Origin of the sequence: Pseudomonas sp. So3.2b, assembly GCF_019464415.1 — a bacterium.
Lineage (GTDB): Bacteria > Pseudomonadota > Gammaproteobacteria > Pseudomonadales > Pseudomonadaceae > Aquipseudomonas > Aquipseudomonas shahriarae.
On sequence record NZ_CP080494.1, the window covers coordinates 1687567 to 1702607 of the forward strand.

General features: G+C 61.4%; 11 protein-coding genes and 2 pseudogenes. 5 read left to right on the forward strand and 8 right to left on the reverse strand.

The window, feature by feature from the left end:
- Nucleotides 1-32: 32 nt before the first annotated feature.
- Nucleotides 33-2324, reverse strand: a complete 2292-nt coding sequence (gene bglX / locus K1X80_RS07475) for a beta-glucosidase BglX (protein ID WP_057958758.1) — start codon at nt 2322-2324, stop codon at nt 33-35.
- Between the two features lie 255 nt (nt 2325-2579).
- Between bglX and K1X80_RS07480 the strand changes: the two genes are divergently transcribed.
- The 4 genes from K1X80_RS07480 to K1X80_RS07495 all read left to right on the forward strand — a co-directional run bounded on the left by K1X80_RS07480 (nt 2580) and on the right by K1X80_RS07495 (nt 5921).
- A complete protein-coding gene (locus K1X80_RS07480) occupies nt 2580-3188 on the forward strand; it encodes a LemA family protein (protein ID WP_029297013.1) in 609 nt (202 codons plus the stop codon).
- Entirely contained in the window at nt 3188-3913 is a 726-nt protein-coding gene (locus K1X80_RS07485) for a YgcG family protein (RefSeq protein WP_057439771.1), read from the forward strand. The genes K1X80_RS07480 and K1X80_RS07485 overlap by 1 nt, the downstream gene beginning before the upstream one ends.
- A 28-nt stretch (nt 3914-3941) precedes the next feature.
- Complete coding sequence (locus tag K1X80_RS07490) at nt 3942-4559, forward strand: TPM domain-containing protein (protein ID WP_057439769.1); 618 nt, start codon at nt 3942-3944, stop codon at nt 4557-4559.
- Between the two features lie 144 nt (nt 4560-4703).
- Nucleotides 4704-5921 carry an SAM-dependent methyltransferase gene (locus tag K1X80_RS07495; RefSeq protein ID WP_115127571.1) on the forward strand — a complete coding sequence of 406 codons (1218 nt, stop codon included), beginning with the start codon at nt 4704-4706 and terminating at the stop codon, nt 5919-5921.
- Between the two features lie 108 nt (nt 5922-6029).
- On the opposite strand, the gene K1X80_RS07500 is transcribed toward K1X80_RS07495, so the two are convergent.
- The 6 genes and pseudogenes from K1X80_RS07500 to K1X80_RS07525 all read right to left on the reverse strand — a co-directional run bounded on the left by K1X80_RS07500 (nt 6030) and on the right by K1X80_RS07525 (nt 13112).
- Nucleotides 6030-6929 carry a DMT family transporter gene (locus K1X80_RS07500; RefSeq protein WP_057958761.1) on the reverse strand — a complete coding sequence of 300 codons (900 nt, stop codon included), beginning with the start codon at nt 6927-6929 and terminating at the stop codon, nt 6030-6032.
- A 118-nt stretch (nt 6930-7047) separates the two neighbouring features.
- Nucleotides 7048-9615: a TonB-dependent receptor gene (locus tag K1X80_RS07505; RefSeq protein ID WP_220172763.1), complete on the reverse strand. Its 2568-nt coding sequence runs from the start codon at nt 9613-9615 to the stop codon at nt 7048-7050.
- Nucleotides 9616-9733: 118 nt separating this feature from the next.
- A pseudogene (locus K1X80_RS07510) lies at nt 9734-10701 on the reverse strand (FecR family protein).
- Nucleotides 10698-11236 (reverse strand): annotated as a pseudogene (locus K1X80_RS07515) (RNA polymerase sigma factor). The pseudogenes K1X80_RS07510 and K1X80_RS07515 overlap by 4 nt, the downstream one beginning before the upstream one ends.
- A gap of 180 nt (nt 11237-11416) precedes the next feature.
- Complete coding sequence (locus K1X80_RS07520) at nt 11417-12304, reverse strand: dihydrodipicolinate synthase family protein (RefSeq protein ID WP_057958764.1); 888 nt, start codon at nt 12302-12304, stop codon at nt 11417-11419.
- Nucleotides 12305-12329: 25 nt separating this feature from the next.
- Nucleotides 12330-13112 carry an aldolase gene (locus K1X80_RS07525; protein WP_057439765.1) on the reverse strand — a complete coding sequence of 261 codons (783 nt, stop codon included), beginning with the start codon at nt 13110-13112 and terminating at the stop codon, nt 12330-12332.
- Nucleotides 13113-13269: 157 nt separating this feature from the next.
- Between K1X80_RS07525 and K1X80_RS07530 the strand changes: the two genes are divergently transcribed.
- Nucleotides 13270-13797 (forward strand): helix-turn-helix domain-containing protein, encoded by a 528-nt coding sequence (locus K1X80_RS07530; protein ID WP_057439764.1) that lies wholly within the window; start codon nt 13270-13272, stop codon nt 13795-13797.
- A gap of 122 nt (nt 13798-13919) precedes the next feature.
- Here the strand turns inward: K1X80_RS07530 and K1X80_RS07535 are convergent, their stop codons facing one another.
- Nucleotides 13920-14936, reverse strand: a complete 1017-nt coding sequence (locus K1X80_RS07535; RefSeq protein WP_220172764.1) for a DUF4917 family protein — start codon at nt 14934-14936, stop codon at nt 13920-13922.
- Nucleotides 14937-15041: the final 105 nt, after the last annotated feature.

Here is a 15041-nt window from a genome sequence, read left to right on the forward strand (position 1 = left end):
GCTCCTACATTGACCGTGTTTACAGCTTCAAGTCAGAGCAGTTCAAAGCTCTGCTGCTGCACATCCTGGGAGTCCAGGCCGATCTGCACATTGAACTGGCCAGGTTCGGCGGCGAACTTGAGCTGGGTGTTGTAGAACTTCAAGTCATCCTCGGTAATGCTGAAGTGCACCACCTTCGATTCGCCGGCCTTGAGCAGGATCTTCTGGAAGTTCTTCAGCTCCTTGATCGGGCGGATCATCGAGCCAGCCACGTCCTGAATGTACAACTGCACCACGGTTTCACCGTCAACTTTGCCGGTGTTTTTCAGGGTGACGCTGGCGTCGAGCTTGCCGGTCTTGTTCAGGGTGGTGGACGACAGCGCCATGTCCGACAGGCTGAAACTGGTGTAGCTCAGGCCATAACCGAACGGGTACAGGGGGCCTGTGGTGTCGTCGAAGTACTGTGAGGTGTAGTTGCCCGGTTTGCCCGGGGTGAACGGCCGGCCAATGGTCAGGTGGTTGTAGTAGGTCGGAATCTGCCCCACGGAGCGTGGGAAGGTGATCGGCAGCTTGCCCGACGGGTTGTAGTCACCAAACAGTACGTCGGCAATCGCGTTGCCGCCTTCGGTGCCGGCGAACCAGGTTTCCAGGATCGCGTCGGCTTGCTGGTGCTCTTCGAGGATCGACAGTGGTCGGCCGTTCATCAACACCAGCACCAGCGGCTTGCCCGTGGCTTTCAGGGCCTTGATCAGGTCGCGCTGGCTTTGCGGGATGTTCAGGTCGGTACGGCTCGATGATTCGTGGGACATGCCACGGGATTCACCCACGGCGGCTACCACCACATCGGCGTTTTTCGCGGCCTTGACCGCTTCGTCAATCAGCACCTGGGCCGAGCGCGGGTCATCCACCACTTCCGGGGCATCGAAGTTGAGGAAGTTCAGGTAGTCCACCACCGCCTTGTCGCTGGTGATGTTGGCGCCACGGGCGTAGATCAGCTTGCCCTTTTCGCCGATCACCGCGTTCATGCCGTCCAGCAGGGTTACCGATTGCGCGGGCTTACCGGCGGCGGCCCAACTGCCCATCATGTCGATGGGGGCCTTGGCCAGCGGGCCGACCAGGGCGATGGTCGCGGATTTCTTCAGCGGCAGGGTGTCGTTCTGGTTTTTCAGCAACACCAGGCTGCGCCGCGCAATATCGCGCGCTTCGCTGCGGTGCAGGCGGCTTTCGGCATAGGTGTCGGCCGGATCATCCTCGGCCTTGCCGATACGCAGGTACGGGTCGGCAAACAGGCCCATGTCGTACTTGGCACCGAGCACTTCACGTACGGCGTTGTCGATATCGCTCTGCTCGATCTCGCCGGACTTCAGCAGCCCTGGCAATTCCTTGCCGTAGAGCTGGTCGTTCATGCTCATGTCGATGCCGGCCTTGATCGCCAGCTTGGCCGCTTCGCGACCGTCCTTGGCCACGCCGTGCTTGATCAGCTCGAAGATCGCGCCGTGGTCGCTCACCGTCAGGCCCTTGAAGCCCCACTCCTTGCGCAGCAGGTCGTTCATCAGCCAGGTGTTGGCGGTAGCAGGCACGCCGTTGATCGAGTTCAGCGCCACCATCACGCCGCCAGCGCCGGCCTTGATGGCGGCGTGGTAGGGCGGCAGGTAGTCCTGGTACATCTTGACCGGGCTCATGTCGACCACGTTGTAGTCGCGACCGCCTTCCACTGCGCCGTACAGGGCGAAGTGCTTGACGCTGGCCATGATGCTGTCGGCCTGGGCCGGGCTCGGGCCCTGGAAGGCCTTGACCATCACTTCGCTGATGCGCGACACCAGGTAGGTGTCTTCGCCAAAGCCTTCGGAGGTCCGACCCCAGCGCGCGTCGCGGGAAATATCGACCATCGGCGCGAAGGTGATGTCGAGGCTGTCGGCGGCGGCTTCCTTGGCGGCAATGCGCCCGGAGCGGCCGATGGCGTCCATGTCCCAGCTCGAGGCCAGGGCCAGGCTGATCGGGAAAATGGTGCGGTGGCCGTGGATCACGTCATAGGCGAAGAACATCGGGATCTTCAAGCGGCTGCGCATGGCCGCGTCCTGCATCGGACGGTTTTCCGGGCGGGTGATGGAGTTGAACGTGCCACCAATACGCCCGGCGGCGATTTCCTTGCGGATCATCTCGCGGGGCATTTCCGGGCCGATGCTGATCAGGCGCAACTGGCCGATCTTTTCATCCAGGGTCATCTGCCGGAGCAGGTCGCTGACGAACGCGTCCTTGTCTTTAAGCGCAGCGGGCTTGGTCTCGGCAACGACGGAGTGACTGGCCAGAGTGGCAACAAGGCCCAGCAAACACAGCTTTTTCATGAATATCCTTTTTCGGCGTACTGCGCAGCGTTCAGGTAAAACACTGCTCGGCCAAAATGTGGGGAGCGACTATTGTTGTTCGGGTGTTGTGTGGATAAATACCGCACACTTCTCAGCTCTTTATGAACTATCCATAAAGAAGGGCATCTTTTAGCTGATTGGCTCGCTGTAATCCAGTAGTGGCGGATTATGCCCCAAGCGCGTGATGTATAGGGTCAGTCGTCAAATTCCATAAGGTTGGTCAGGAGACACACCATGCAAGCAGCACAGACTATTCGATGGGGCTGGAAAGCCGCCGCCCTGCTACTGATCAGCAGCGTGCTGAGCGGTTGCGGCATCAACAAGATCCCGACCCTGGACGAACAGGTCAAGGCGGCCTGGGCCCAGGTGCAGAACCAGTATCAGCGGCGTGCCGACCTGATCCCCAACCTGGTGGAAGTGGTCAAGGGCTATGCGGCCCATGAGCAGGACACCCTCACCGCCGTGATCGAAGCGCGGGCCAAGGCCACCTCGATCCAGGTCGATGCCAGCACCCTCGACAACCCGGAAAAACTCAAGCAATTCCAGCAGGCCCAGGAAGGCCTGAGCGGAGCCCTCAGCCGCCTGATGGTGGTGTCCGAGCGCTATCCGGACCTCAAGGCCAACCAGAACTTCCTGGCCCTGCAATCCCAGCTTGAAGGCACCGAAAACCGCATCAGCGTGGCCCGTCGTGACTTTATCGCCGCGGTGCAGGCCTTCAACACCGAGATCCGTACCTTCCCTGGCCGCCTGTGGCACAGCGTGATGTACAGCGACTTGCCAGTACGCGCCAACTTCGAGGCCACCAGTGCCGATGCCGATAAAGCGCCGCAAGTGAAATTCTGATGACCCGGCGTGCTTGGTGGCTGGCGGCGCTGCTGCTGGCCTTTAGCCTGACTGCCCAGGCGGCCCCGGACTTTCCGGCGCTGACCGGGCGGGTGGTCGACAACGCGCAGATGATTGACCCGGCGGTGCGCACGCAACTGAACCAGCAATTGCAGGCGCTGGAGCAAACCCGTGGCGACCAGATAGTGGTCGTCACGGTGCCCGACCTGCAAGGCCTGCCCATTGAAGACTTCGGTTATCAACTGGGCCGGCACTGGGGCATCGGCCAGAAGGGCAAGGACAACGGCGCGCTGTTGATCGTGGCCCGGGACGAGCGTCAGTTGCGCATCGAAGTGGGCTACGGCCTGGAAGGCGTGCTCACCGATGCGCAGTCGTGGGTGATCATCAACCAGGTGATCGCGCCCAAGTTCAAGGCGGGCAATTTCACCCAGGGCATCAGCGACGGCGTGGCCGCCATGATCCAGGTGGTTGGCGGTGAGCCGTTGGCCGTGCCGGCCCATGTGGCGGATCCCAATTTCGCCAAGGACAACCCGGTGTTTTCCATCGGCCTGTTCATCCTGTTGCTGGTGGTACTGTGGCTGTGCAACCGCATGGGGCTGCCGGTGGGCGCCATCCTGCTGGCGATTCTCAGCAGCAGCGGGCGTGGCGGTGGCGGTGGTGGAGGCGGCGGTTTCCGGGGCGGCGGCGGTGGTTTCGGCGGCGGCGGGGCTTCGGGTGGCTGGTAATGACAATAACTAAAGAGCATCTACAACCATGGCTTTACTGACAGAACACGAGCAGCGCCAGGTGGCCGAAGCGATTGCCAGGGTCGAGCAACAGACCGATGCCGAACTGGTGACCGTACTCGCCGCCCGCGCCGACGACTACGCCTATATCCCGCTGTTGTGGGCCAGTGTGGTGGCGTTGGTGGTGCCGGGGATCGTGCATTACCTGTCGGGCTGGCTGACCATGCACACCTTGTTGCTGGCGCAATGGGCGACCTTCATTGTGCTGTGCCTGGTGTTCCGCCTGCCGGCCATCACCACCCGCCTGATCCCGCGTTCGGTACGGCATTGGCGCGCGTCAAACCTGGCACGCCGGCAGTTCCTGGAGCAGAACCTGCACCACACCCTGGGTAGCACCGGGGTGTTGATTTTTGTCAGCGAGGCCGAGCGTTACGTGGAGATCCTGGTGGATGACGGCATTTCCAAACGGCTGGATGACAGCAGTTGGGATGCCATCGTCAAGACGTTTACCCAGCAGGTGAAACAGGGGCAGACGTTGAGCGGGTTTATCACGTGCATTGAGGCCTGTGGCGAACTGCTCAAGGTGCATGTGCCGCAGACGCACACGCGCAATGAACTGCCCAACCGCTTGGTCGTCCTGAAATAACCTGTGGGAGTTGGCTTGTGTGGGAGCTGGCTCCTACACAAGCGACATTTTGAATTGCGCTGACCGTTGGGCAAATAACTCCGTGCCCTGAGCCCCCATCCCCCCTAAAATGCCCGGCATTCCCAGCCCGAGGCGTTTTTGTTCATGTCTGTCACCGCTAAACCTGCCAGCCCCGCGCCGGACCATCACGCCCAGTTCATCGAACTGCTGCGCGCAAGCCTTGAGCAGAACGCCTTTATCAAGCTGGTGCTGGCCAAGTACGTGGGCGACGAGGCGGACCTGCAGCGCCTGATCATCAAGCCAGTGACGGTCAAGGAGCAGGCCTGCCTGTCCTTTGTCTATCGCTACAAGACCCGTGACATCACCAAGAACTTCGCCCTGGCCGATGGGGTCGCGATGATTGCCGAGCTGCTGCCGGCCTCGTTCAAGAACGCGCACCTGCTGGCGTTGACCGATGAGGCACAGCTGGAATACAGCAAGAAGAACAAAAGCTCGCTGTTCAAAAGCAAGCCCCAGCAGCTGCGTGAGGCGCCGTCGGCCGAGCACAACCGCGAGAAAAACCGCTTCCTTGACCTCAGCCGGCCATTTCTCGCCGACCTGGGCGTGACCAACGCCAAGCACGAGCTGATCCCGGCGATGTCGCGCAAGTGGAAGCAGATCAACAAGTTCATCGAAGTGTTCAGCCATGCGCTGACCTCATCCCCCTTGCAACTGGACCGGCCGGTACGTGTCGCGGACTTTGGTTCGGGCAAGGGCTACCTGACCTTCGCCATCCACGACTACCTGCGCAACACCCTCAAGGCCGAAGGCCAGGTGACGGGTGTGGAGTTGCGCGAAGACATGGTGACCCTGTGCAACAACGCCGCCGCCCGCCTGGACCACCCGGGGCTGGTGTTCAAGTGCGGTGACGTGCGCAGCGTGGCGCCCAGCGAGCTGGACGTGATGATCGCCCTGCATGCCTGCGACATCGCCACCGACTACGCAATCCACACCGGCATCCGCTCCGGGGCGTCGATCATCATGTGCTCGCCGTGCTGCCACAAACAGATCCGCTTGCAGATCCAGAGCCCGGCGCTGCTCAAACCGATGCTGCAATACGGCCTGCACCTGGGCCAGCAGGCAGAAATGGTCACCGACAGCTTGCGCGCCTTGTTCCTGGAAGCCTGTGGGTATGAGACCAAGGTCTTTGAGTTCATCTCCCTGGACCACACCAACAAGAACAAGATGATTTTGGCGGTCAAGCGTGCGGAGCCTGCGGATAACACGCAGTTGCTGGAGAAGATCCGGGAATTGAAGGCGTTTTATCAGATCAGTGAGCACTGCCTGGAAACCTTGCTGCGCGCTGACGGCTACCTATCCTGAAGAGTGCGCGGATCAAAATGTGGGAGCGGGCTTGCCCGCGATGACGGAGTGTCAGTCAACCTATCTGGCGCCTGATACACCGCTATCGCGGGCAAGCCTCCTCCCACATTAGATTGCATTTACCTTGGGAGAGGGCGCCGGCTGCACGGCGGTCTTGCGCCCCAGCATCACCGTCACGATTACCCCGCAGGCAAACAGCCAAGTAATCGGTTCGATGTGTTCGCCAAAAAACAGCGCGGAAAAGGCGATGGTGAAAAAGATCTGCAGCAGTTGGATCTGGCTGACCCGCGCAATGCCGCCCATGGCCAGCCCGGCGTACCAGGCAAAGAACCCCAGGAACTGCGAGAACAACGAGACGTAGCCAAATGCCCACCAGGTGCGCGCCGAGATTGCGCCGTCGTGTTGCAGCGCCAGGTACGTCACCGGCCCGATCAATAGCGGCGTCGACAGCACCAGCGCCCAGCAGATCACCTGCCAGCCGCCCATTTCCTTGGCCAGTCGGCCGCCTTCGGCATAACCCAGGCCACCCACGGCAATCGCCCCGAGCATCAACAAGTCGCCGGCCTGGATGCTGCCGGCACCGCTGATCAATGCATACCCGAGCACCAACGCACTGCCCAGCGCCGCGCAGGCCCAGAAGGCCTTGGACGGACGCTCATGGGACAACCACGCCGCATACAGCGCCACGCACAGCGGTTGCAGGCCGTTGACCAGGGCGCCATGGGAGGCCGGCAGGGTTTGCATGGCCCAGGCCGACAGCACCGGGAAACCAAGGATCACCCCGGCAATCACCAGCGTCAGGCCGCGCACCTGGCGCCAGGTCGGCCAGGCTTCGCGGCGCCACAGCAACAGCAAGGCCGCCGGCACCGCCGCGAACAGCGCGCGGCCCAGGCCGTTGAGCAGCGGATGGATTTCCTGCACCACGATGCGGGTGAAGGGCAGGGTCAGGCTGAAGATAACGACGCCGAGCAGGCCGAGGGCCATGCCGGTGTTTTCGCGGGAGTTCATGGGGCGCGACCGGATTCAAATGGGCTAGAGGTTGATGCCCATCTAGCCACAAAGCCCGCAGGACGCGGGCTTACAGCTGGCTGCAGATTGAACCGTACAGTTCCTGCAGGCGCTGGGGTTAGAAGAACCGCGTCACGCTGATCTTGGCGTTGCGCCCGACGCTGGTGGCGCTGTCGCCGCTCAAGGCTGGCATGTAGCTGCGGTTGAACAGGTTGTCGACCGTGAAGTTGACTTCGGTGCCCTTGAGGTACGCCTGTTGCGGCGTCCATTTGGCGAACAGGCCCTGGGTGTCGTAGCTGGCGTTGGGGTACTGGTCGTAGAAGCTGTCGCCGAAGCCGCTGTTCAGGCCGCCTGAGTATTTGTCGCTGGGCAGACGATCGGTCTTGCGCACGAACTGACCTTGCCAACCCACCTGAGCGTCCCAGGCCGGAATCTTGGTGCCCAGCACGGCAACCCACTTGGCCGGTGGAATATCCCGGGCCCAGACGTGGATGTCGGTCGCCCATGGGTTGGTGTAGGGGTTTTCGCGTTTGCCGGTGGCCCACGAGTAACTCAGGGAGCCGAACAGATAAGTCGAGTCGTAGTAGCCCTCAAGCTCGAAGCCCTTGATGGTCATGCTGCCGACGTTGCGGTAGTTGGTCTTCGACGCCATATCGGTGCAGACCTCGGCGATGGAACCTTTGATGGAGTTCTGTTGCGCGCAGCCCAGGCCGGTGGCCTTGAAGATCTCGTCCTCGATCTTGTTGTGGAACAACGTGCTGCGCAGTTGCAGGCTGTCACCGCTGGCGATCACGTTGGCGAAGCTGGTGACGTTACCCACGGTAATGGCGGTGATGCGTTCCGGGTCGAGGTTGCGGCTGGTGGAGGTGCGGCTGCCCAGTCCCTGGACTTCGTATTGCTCGTCGATCACCGGTGCGCGCCAGGTGCGGCTCCAGTTGGCGAACATCACCACGTCCGGGGTGACTTTCCAGAACACCGCCAGGCGCGGAGACCAGCCGGCATAGGTGCGGTCGCCGTAGTCATGGCCGTAGGCCGGATCGGGGTTGCTGTAGTACGGCGCATCGTTGGCTTTGCCACGGTTGAGCACGTGGTCATAACGCAGGGATGGGGTGATGGTCACGTCGCCCAGGGTGACCGCGTCCTGGATGTAGAACGCGTTGGTGTCGACTTTGCCGTGGGGCATGAACGCCGGCTGGAAATGCCCGTAGTTGTACTCAGGCGTGTCGTACTTGGCGCCGGGCATCCAGCTGTCGGTATCGCGGATGTGCTTGCGGATCTGCACCCCGGTGGTCAAGGCATGGTCCAGCGGGCCGGTGTTGAAGCGGCTGATGTTGCGCAGCTCCAGAATCTTGTCGGTGTAGGCGGTGTCCATCTTGCGCCCGCCGGTGGACAAGCCGACAACGGCCGTGGCGTCGCGCTCGTCGGTCTGGTCGGTGTTGGACTCCGAGTAGCTGAGCTTCATGTCGATCAGCGGGTTGTCCAGGGGGTGGTATTCGTACTTGCCCGACCACGTGGTATCGACGGTGTGGCGGTTGGCCAGATACCGTCTTACGGCAGCTTCGTAGCCATAGAGATCGATATCTTTCTGCTGCGGTGGCGACGGGTAGCTTCTGGCCGAGAAAGGTGTCCAGCGTTCGCTGTTGGCCCGGGAGTAGGAGAAACCGAGGCTGTGCTCATCGGTGAGGTACATGTTCAGTTTGAACAGTTGACCGTCCACATCCTGGGCGCTGTTGGGCAGGCGCTGCGGGTTGATCGGGTAGCGCTTGCTGTCGTAGTCGCGCGCAGCGGCCAGCTTCAAATCGCCGCCGTCGCGCTGGGTCAGGTAGGCCAGGGCGTCGATGCGCCCGTCCTCGGTGCGGCCATACACGGCGCCGGTGTAGACCTGTTCGTGGTCGTTGCTGGCATACCCGTATTTGAGCATCGCACCGCTGTTGCGCCCGTCCTTGAGCAGGTCCGGTGCATCTTTGGTGACCATGTTGACCGTGCCGCCAAACCCGCCGTTACCGGTGAAGGCCGAGTGCGGGCCTTTTTCCACCTCGACGTTCTTGATCATCTCGGGCTCGATAAAGACGGTGCCTTGCTGATAGCGCTCGAATCCGCTTTTGGTGGCGCCATCGACAGTCATCGGCACGTCTTCGGCCTCGCCCATGCCGCGAATGTTGATGATCTGCCCGCCCGGTTTCATCGAGCCGCCCATGGTCACCCCCGGCAGCGTCTGCACCAGGCTGGCGATGTTGTTGGGCTGCAGGCGGTCGATATCGGCCTGGGACAGGGTGGAGCGGCCGACGGTGCTGGCGTCGACCTGGTTACCGGTGCCGATCACGCTCAAGGCGTCCAGTTGTAAGCTGGCGCTGTTGGTGGTGCGGCTTTCTTCGGGGCGCACGACATAGGTGTTGCCCACTTTGATCAGGGTGAACGCGCCGGTATTGAGCAGGGTGCGGATCGCCACTTCGGGGGTGAAGTCGCCGTTGAGCGCGGGCGCCTGGATATTTTTCAGCAGGTCTTCATCGAACAGCAGCTGGATTTTTGCTTGTTGCGCCACCTGGCTCAGGGACGTGGCCAAGGGTTGGGCCGGCAGTTGCAGGGTGAACGACTCGGCCTGGGCCGTGAGGCTGACGGCCAGGCAGGCGGCGATCAGTGTCGGTCGAACAAACAGGTGCTGGGCAAGGCAAGGCGCGCGAAACATGAAATCCCCCAAAGCGGCTAAATAGCCAAAAAAGGCATGCGTATCAAACGCAGACCGGAGGAAGACGCGGCAGGAAAAAAAATCCTCACATGCGAATGCAAAATATTCTCAAGTGGTGTTACTTGCGCGCTTCGATACGGATCTTGCCATCGCCCAGGGCCACGGTTTTCACCGGCAACAGGGCCGGCAGGGCACTGATCAGCGCGTCCGGGTCATTCACGTCGAGATTGCCAGAAACCTTCAACCGCGCCACCGCGCCATCGGCCAACACCACGGCCTTGGGCCGGTACAGACTCAACTCATCCAGCAGGCTGGCCAGTTCGCGGTTGCGAAAGGACAGGTGCCCGCTGCGCCAGTCGGCGACTTCGCCAGCGGCCACGGTTTGCTGCTGCACGGAGCCCTTGGCGTAGCTGTAGGTCGCCCGCTGCTGGGCGCCGAGCATAACGGCGCTGGCTTTCTGGTCGGGGGCGAAGGCGACCATCCCGTGGGCCACGCTGACCACCAGTTGCTGCTGGCCGCGGCGCACATCAAAAGCGGTGCCCACCACCCGCACATCGGCCTCGCCTGCGCGCACGAACAGCGGCCGCTCCTTGTCGGGTGCCACCTCCAGGTACAACTGGCCCCGGTCCAGATGGATCACACGGCGATGGGCATCGAAGTCCACCCGCAACTGCGTGCTGGCATTGACGTACAAGGTGCTGCCGTCCGGCAGGTCCAAGGTGCGCATGCCTTTGTCCTGCGCCGCGATGTCGGTCTGATACAGCCCGCGGGGGCCCCGAGGTTGCTGGCGAGCAAGGCGCAGACCAGCGCGGCTGCCACCGCCAGGGCGGGGCGCCAGGGCGCGGGTTTGCGGGCGGGCAAGGGCACGGGTTTGTTCAGTTGCTGCAACTCGCCGAGGTCGGCCCACAGCTGTTCGAATTCGGCGTAGGCGCGCGCATGGGCCGGCACGGCATGCCAGGCGGCGAAGGCCTTGCGCTCCTGCGTGTTGCCTTCGTTGCGATTGCGCGCAAACCAACTGGCAGCCTGGGCATCGATGCAGTCGTGCTCATCAATGTTGTGGCTGTCGCGGTTACTCAAGCGGGTCATTCTGGCTGCTCCTTGCCCGGTCTTTTTGAAGTCGCTGCTTGCAGTGCAGCAGGGCAAAGGCGATGTGCTTTTCCACCATGCTGATCGAAATACCCATGCGTTCGGCGATCTGCGCCTGGCTCAGGCCTTCGAAGCGGTGCAGCATAAGGGCTTCTCGCCTGCGGGGCGAGAGTTCGGCGAGGACTTCTTTCAACTGTTCCAGGCGTTGGAGGCGTTGGGCGGCGGCCAGGGGATCGTTTTGCTCGTCGCTGACAGGTTCGGCATCCCGTTCGGCCTGCTCGTGATGGACGCCGTGGCGCACCTTCTGTTTGCGCCAATGGTCGCGCAACAGGTTGCGCGCCATCTGAAACAGAAAGGCCCGTGGCTGCTCAACCTTGGCTCGGTCGCGGTAGTCCAGCCATTGGGTAAAGACATCCTGGGTCATGTCCGCCGCGTCGCTGGCGTTGTCCGTGCGTTTACGCAGGTAATGCAGGATATCTGCATAGAACCCGCGAAAGGCATCGGCCGACAGCGGGTCGGGCTTGAAACGAGGCATGGATATCCTTCTTGACGCAGCACGCTGCAGAAAAGTCGCGAATGATATCGAGAATTATTGCTATTTGTCTCCGTAAATTTAGCGATGCGTGCATTCCCCTGTGGGAGCGGGCTTGCCCGCGATGGCGGTGTGTCTGGTCCACCGCTATCGCGGGCAAGCCCGCTCCTACAGGGGGATGTTTTAGCTCAATGAGGTCAGCAGCTTCTGCAACTGCGCCTGACCCGCCATGTCCAGTGGGAACACCGGTAACCGTGGATCACCCACCTCCAGCCCGGTCAGGCGTAAGCCGGCCTTGATCGTCGCTGGCAAGCCGCCCTTGAGGATGAAGTCCAGCACCGGCAACTGCCGATAGAACAGCTCCCGCGCCTGGTTCAGGTCATTGGCCAGTATCGCCTGGTACAGGTCCAGGTTGAGTTGCGGGATCAGGTTCGGTGCAGCCGTGCACCAACCCTTGGCACCGGCGGCGAACGCTTCCAGGGCCAGTGGGTTGCAGCCGTTGTAGAACGGCACCTGGCCTTCGCTCTGGCGGTACAGCTGGTGCATGCGCTGGATATCGCCGGTGCTCTCCTTGACCATCGTCACGTTGTCGACGCTGTGGACGATACGCAGGATCAGCTCCACCGACATATCCGTGCCGCTGGTGGCCGGGTTGTTGTAGAGCATGATCGGCACACCGACGCTGTCGCCGATGGCCGCGTAGTGCGCGAGGATCTGCGCTTCACTGAGCTTCCAGTACGACGTCGGCAGCACCATCACCACATCGGCGCCTTCGGCTTCGGCAAAGCGCGCGCGACGCACGGCCTTGGCGGTGGTCAGGTCGGATACGCTGACGATGGTCGGCACGCGCTTGGCGACCTTTTGAATGCTGTAGGCGCTGACGTCGTCCCACTCGGCGTCGCTCAGGTAAGCGCCTTCACCGGTGCTGCCCAACGGGGCAATGGCGTGGACGCCGCTGTCGATCAAGCGGTCGATGGATTGGCCCAGGGCGTCGAGGTCAACGGTGCTGCCGTCGGCGCTGAACGGGGTGATGGTGTAGCCGATGATGCCGTGAATAGTAGGGCTGGACATGGAATATCTCCGGTCGAAAAAGGCTTCAGTTCAGGCAATCGGCGTGTTGACGCAGGTTCTGCCGAGCGTAGTAGTTGAACGCGGCGCCGTGGCGCTTGGGCTTGGAGATCCAGTCATGGGCCTCGCGTCCCAACTGCGGCAGGATCGGCTTGATGGTCCCGGCGGCCATGGCCAGCAATTGCAACTTGGCCGCCCGTTCGATCAATTGCGCGATCACGCAGGCTTCTTCGATGGTGCTTCCGGTGGACAGCTGCCCGTGGTGCGACAGCAGGATGGCGCGCTTGTCGCCCAGGGCTTGGGTGATGATTTCGCCTTCTTCGTTACCCACCGGCACACCCGGCCAGGCTTCGAGGAACGCGCAGTCTTCATACAGCGGGCACAGGTCCATGTGCGACACCTGCAGCGGTACTTCGAGCATCGACAGCGCGGCGATGTGGGTGGGGTGGGTGTGGATGATGCAGTTCACATCCGGCCGACCACGGTACACCCAGCTGTGAAAACGGTTGGCCGGGTTGGGCATGCCGTGGCCTTCCAACACTTCCAGGTCTTCGTTGACCAGCAGCAGGTTGCTGGCGGTGATTTCATCGAAACCCAGGCCCAGTTGCTGGGTGTAGTAGGTGCCAGGCTGTGGGCCACGGGCAGTAATCTGCCCGGCCAGGCCCGAGTCGTGGCCGTTCTCGAACAGAATACGGCAGGTCAGGGCCAGCTTTTGCCGGTCGGTCCACGTATTATCCGCCAGGGTACTTTGCATCTGGGTCAGCGCTTGCTTGACCAGTTGTTCTTTCGGGAGTGCTAATGTCTTGGCCATATCGGTGTCCTTTGGGTGGTTCAATGGACGTCGATTTGCTGGTTCCCGCTGCTCGCAAGGTCGTTGGGTTCTGCAAATGACACTAAAGAGGCTATATGACACTTTGTGTCATTGGCAAGCAATAATCATCGCATTCTGCTTGGATTAATCGCTGCGCATGTCTATCCGTTTGAAACTATTGAGAAAAAAACTCGGCGTCACCCTGGAGGCATTGGCCGAAAAATCCGGGATGACCAAGAGTTACCTGTCCAAGGTCGAGCGCGGCTTGAACACCCCGTCGATTGCCGCCGCGCTGAAACTGGCCAAGGCGTTGAACGTCAAGGTCGAGGAACTGTTCAGCGAAGACAGCGTCAGCCTCGACAGCTACAGCCTGGTGCGCAGCCACGAGCGGCCCGAGACCGCGCCGGGTTATGCAGTACTGGCCCATCAGGTCAGCGAGCGCAGCCTGCTGCCGTTCATCATTTATCCGCCGGCAGAATTCAGCGACAAGACCTTCAAGGAGCATTTGGGGGAAGAGTTTCTGTTTGTGCATGAAGGCCGGGTGGAAGTGGACTTCATGACCGAACGGGTGCTGTTGGAGCGTGGCGATGCATTGCACTTCAACGCGCAAAAGCCCCATCGGATTCGCTCGGTGGGCGAGGTGCAGGCGCAGTTGCTGGTGGTGGTGCACAGCGCCGAGGAATGACGCCGAGCCTGTGTTGGAACTCGCTCAATGTAGGAGCTGGCTTGCCTGCGATAGCGGTGTGGTTGATACACCGCCATCGCAGGCAAGCCAGCTCCTACATTTGATCGCCTACGTTAACCCGATCAGTGTTCGACAGGCACCGCCAGGGCCGGGTTGCCGAGTGCATGGCCGCGTGCAGCAAAGAACCTGAGCTCCACTTCCATCCCCTCAAACAGTGCGGCAAACCGGCGTTTCTGCTGTTGGATAAACCCGTCGCTGCGGCCAAACACTGAGATCGCCAGGGTCTTGATCTTCGACCGGCGAATTGCCTCCACCAAGTGCCCATCCTGTTCGCTCAGGTGATGGCCGAACAGGCACAACGCACCTTCCTGTCCGAGCAATTGCTCATAGCAGAACGACAGGTAATCCGAGCTGCGAATGCTCTTGAGCTTTTCGCTGCTGGTGCCTTCGTTGATAAACAGCGGCACATCATCGAGGGTCTTGATCGTGTTGTTGATCGCAAAGCTGCTCAGCAACGTGCTGTCGGTGGAGGCCAGTTTGCGCGCCGAACCATCCAGGTTGCGTACCAGGTGCAGGCCGCCGTGCAGGTACAGAATGCGCGTCGCGGTGGTTGCGGTATCGCGCAAGTCAAAGCGTGATTCGGCGCCGCGAAACAGGTCGTCGATACCCGGCGTATGCAGGATCGACCAGTAATTGAGCAGGTCGTAATTGCTGGTGAACACCGTCTTGTAGCTCGCCAGTTCCTGATTGATGGTCACCAGGGTCGACGGCTGTACCAGGCGCCACGGGATATGCACGGCGTGGATGGTATTGATCAGCGCTTCCTTGATCGCGTAGTAGCGATTTCGCGGCGCGGCGGAGCTGACGGCCAGGGCCTTGTTGACGCGGCTGGTGGTTTTCAGGGCGCCCAGCACCTGCTCGAAGCTGCGGGTCTGCATCGCGTCAAACACGCTCAGTTCGGAAGCGCTCAAGGGCTTTTCTTCCACGGTGCGTGCGTTTTCAAACAGCGAGTCGTAGGCAAAGTCTTCCCATACTGTGCGACTGGCGCCGTTGCCGATCAGGATGGCGTCGAAGGCGATGCTGTTGCGCAGTGCGTTCCAGTCTTCAAGGGTGGCGTCGATATCCTGGAAATCCTTCATTGCGGCGGGTCTACTCAAAAACGGCTGGGCGGTGACTTTATCACGGGCGGGCGTTGATCTTGGTCAAGATGCCGCAGGCGGGTGAGGTTGATGCTGTAGGAATCA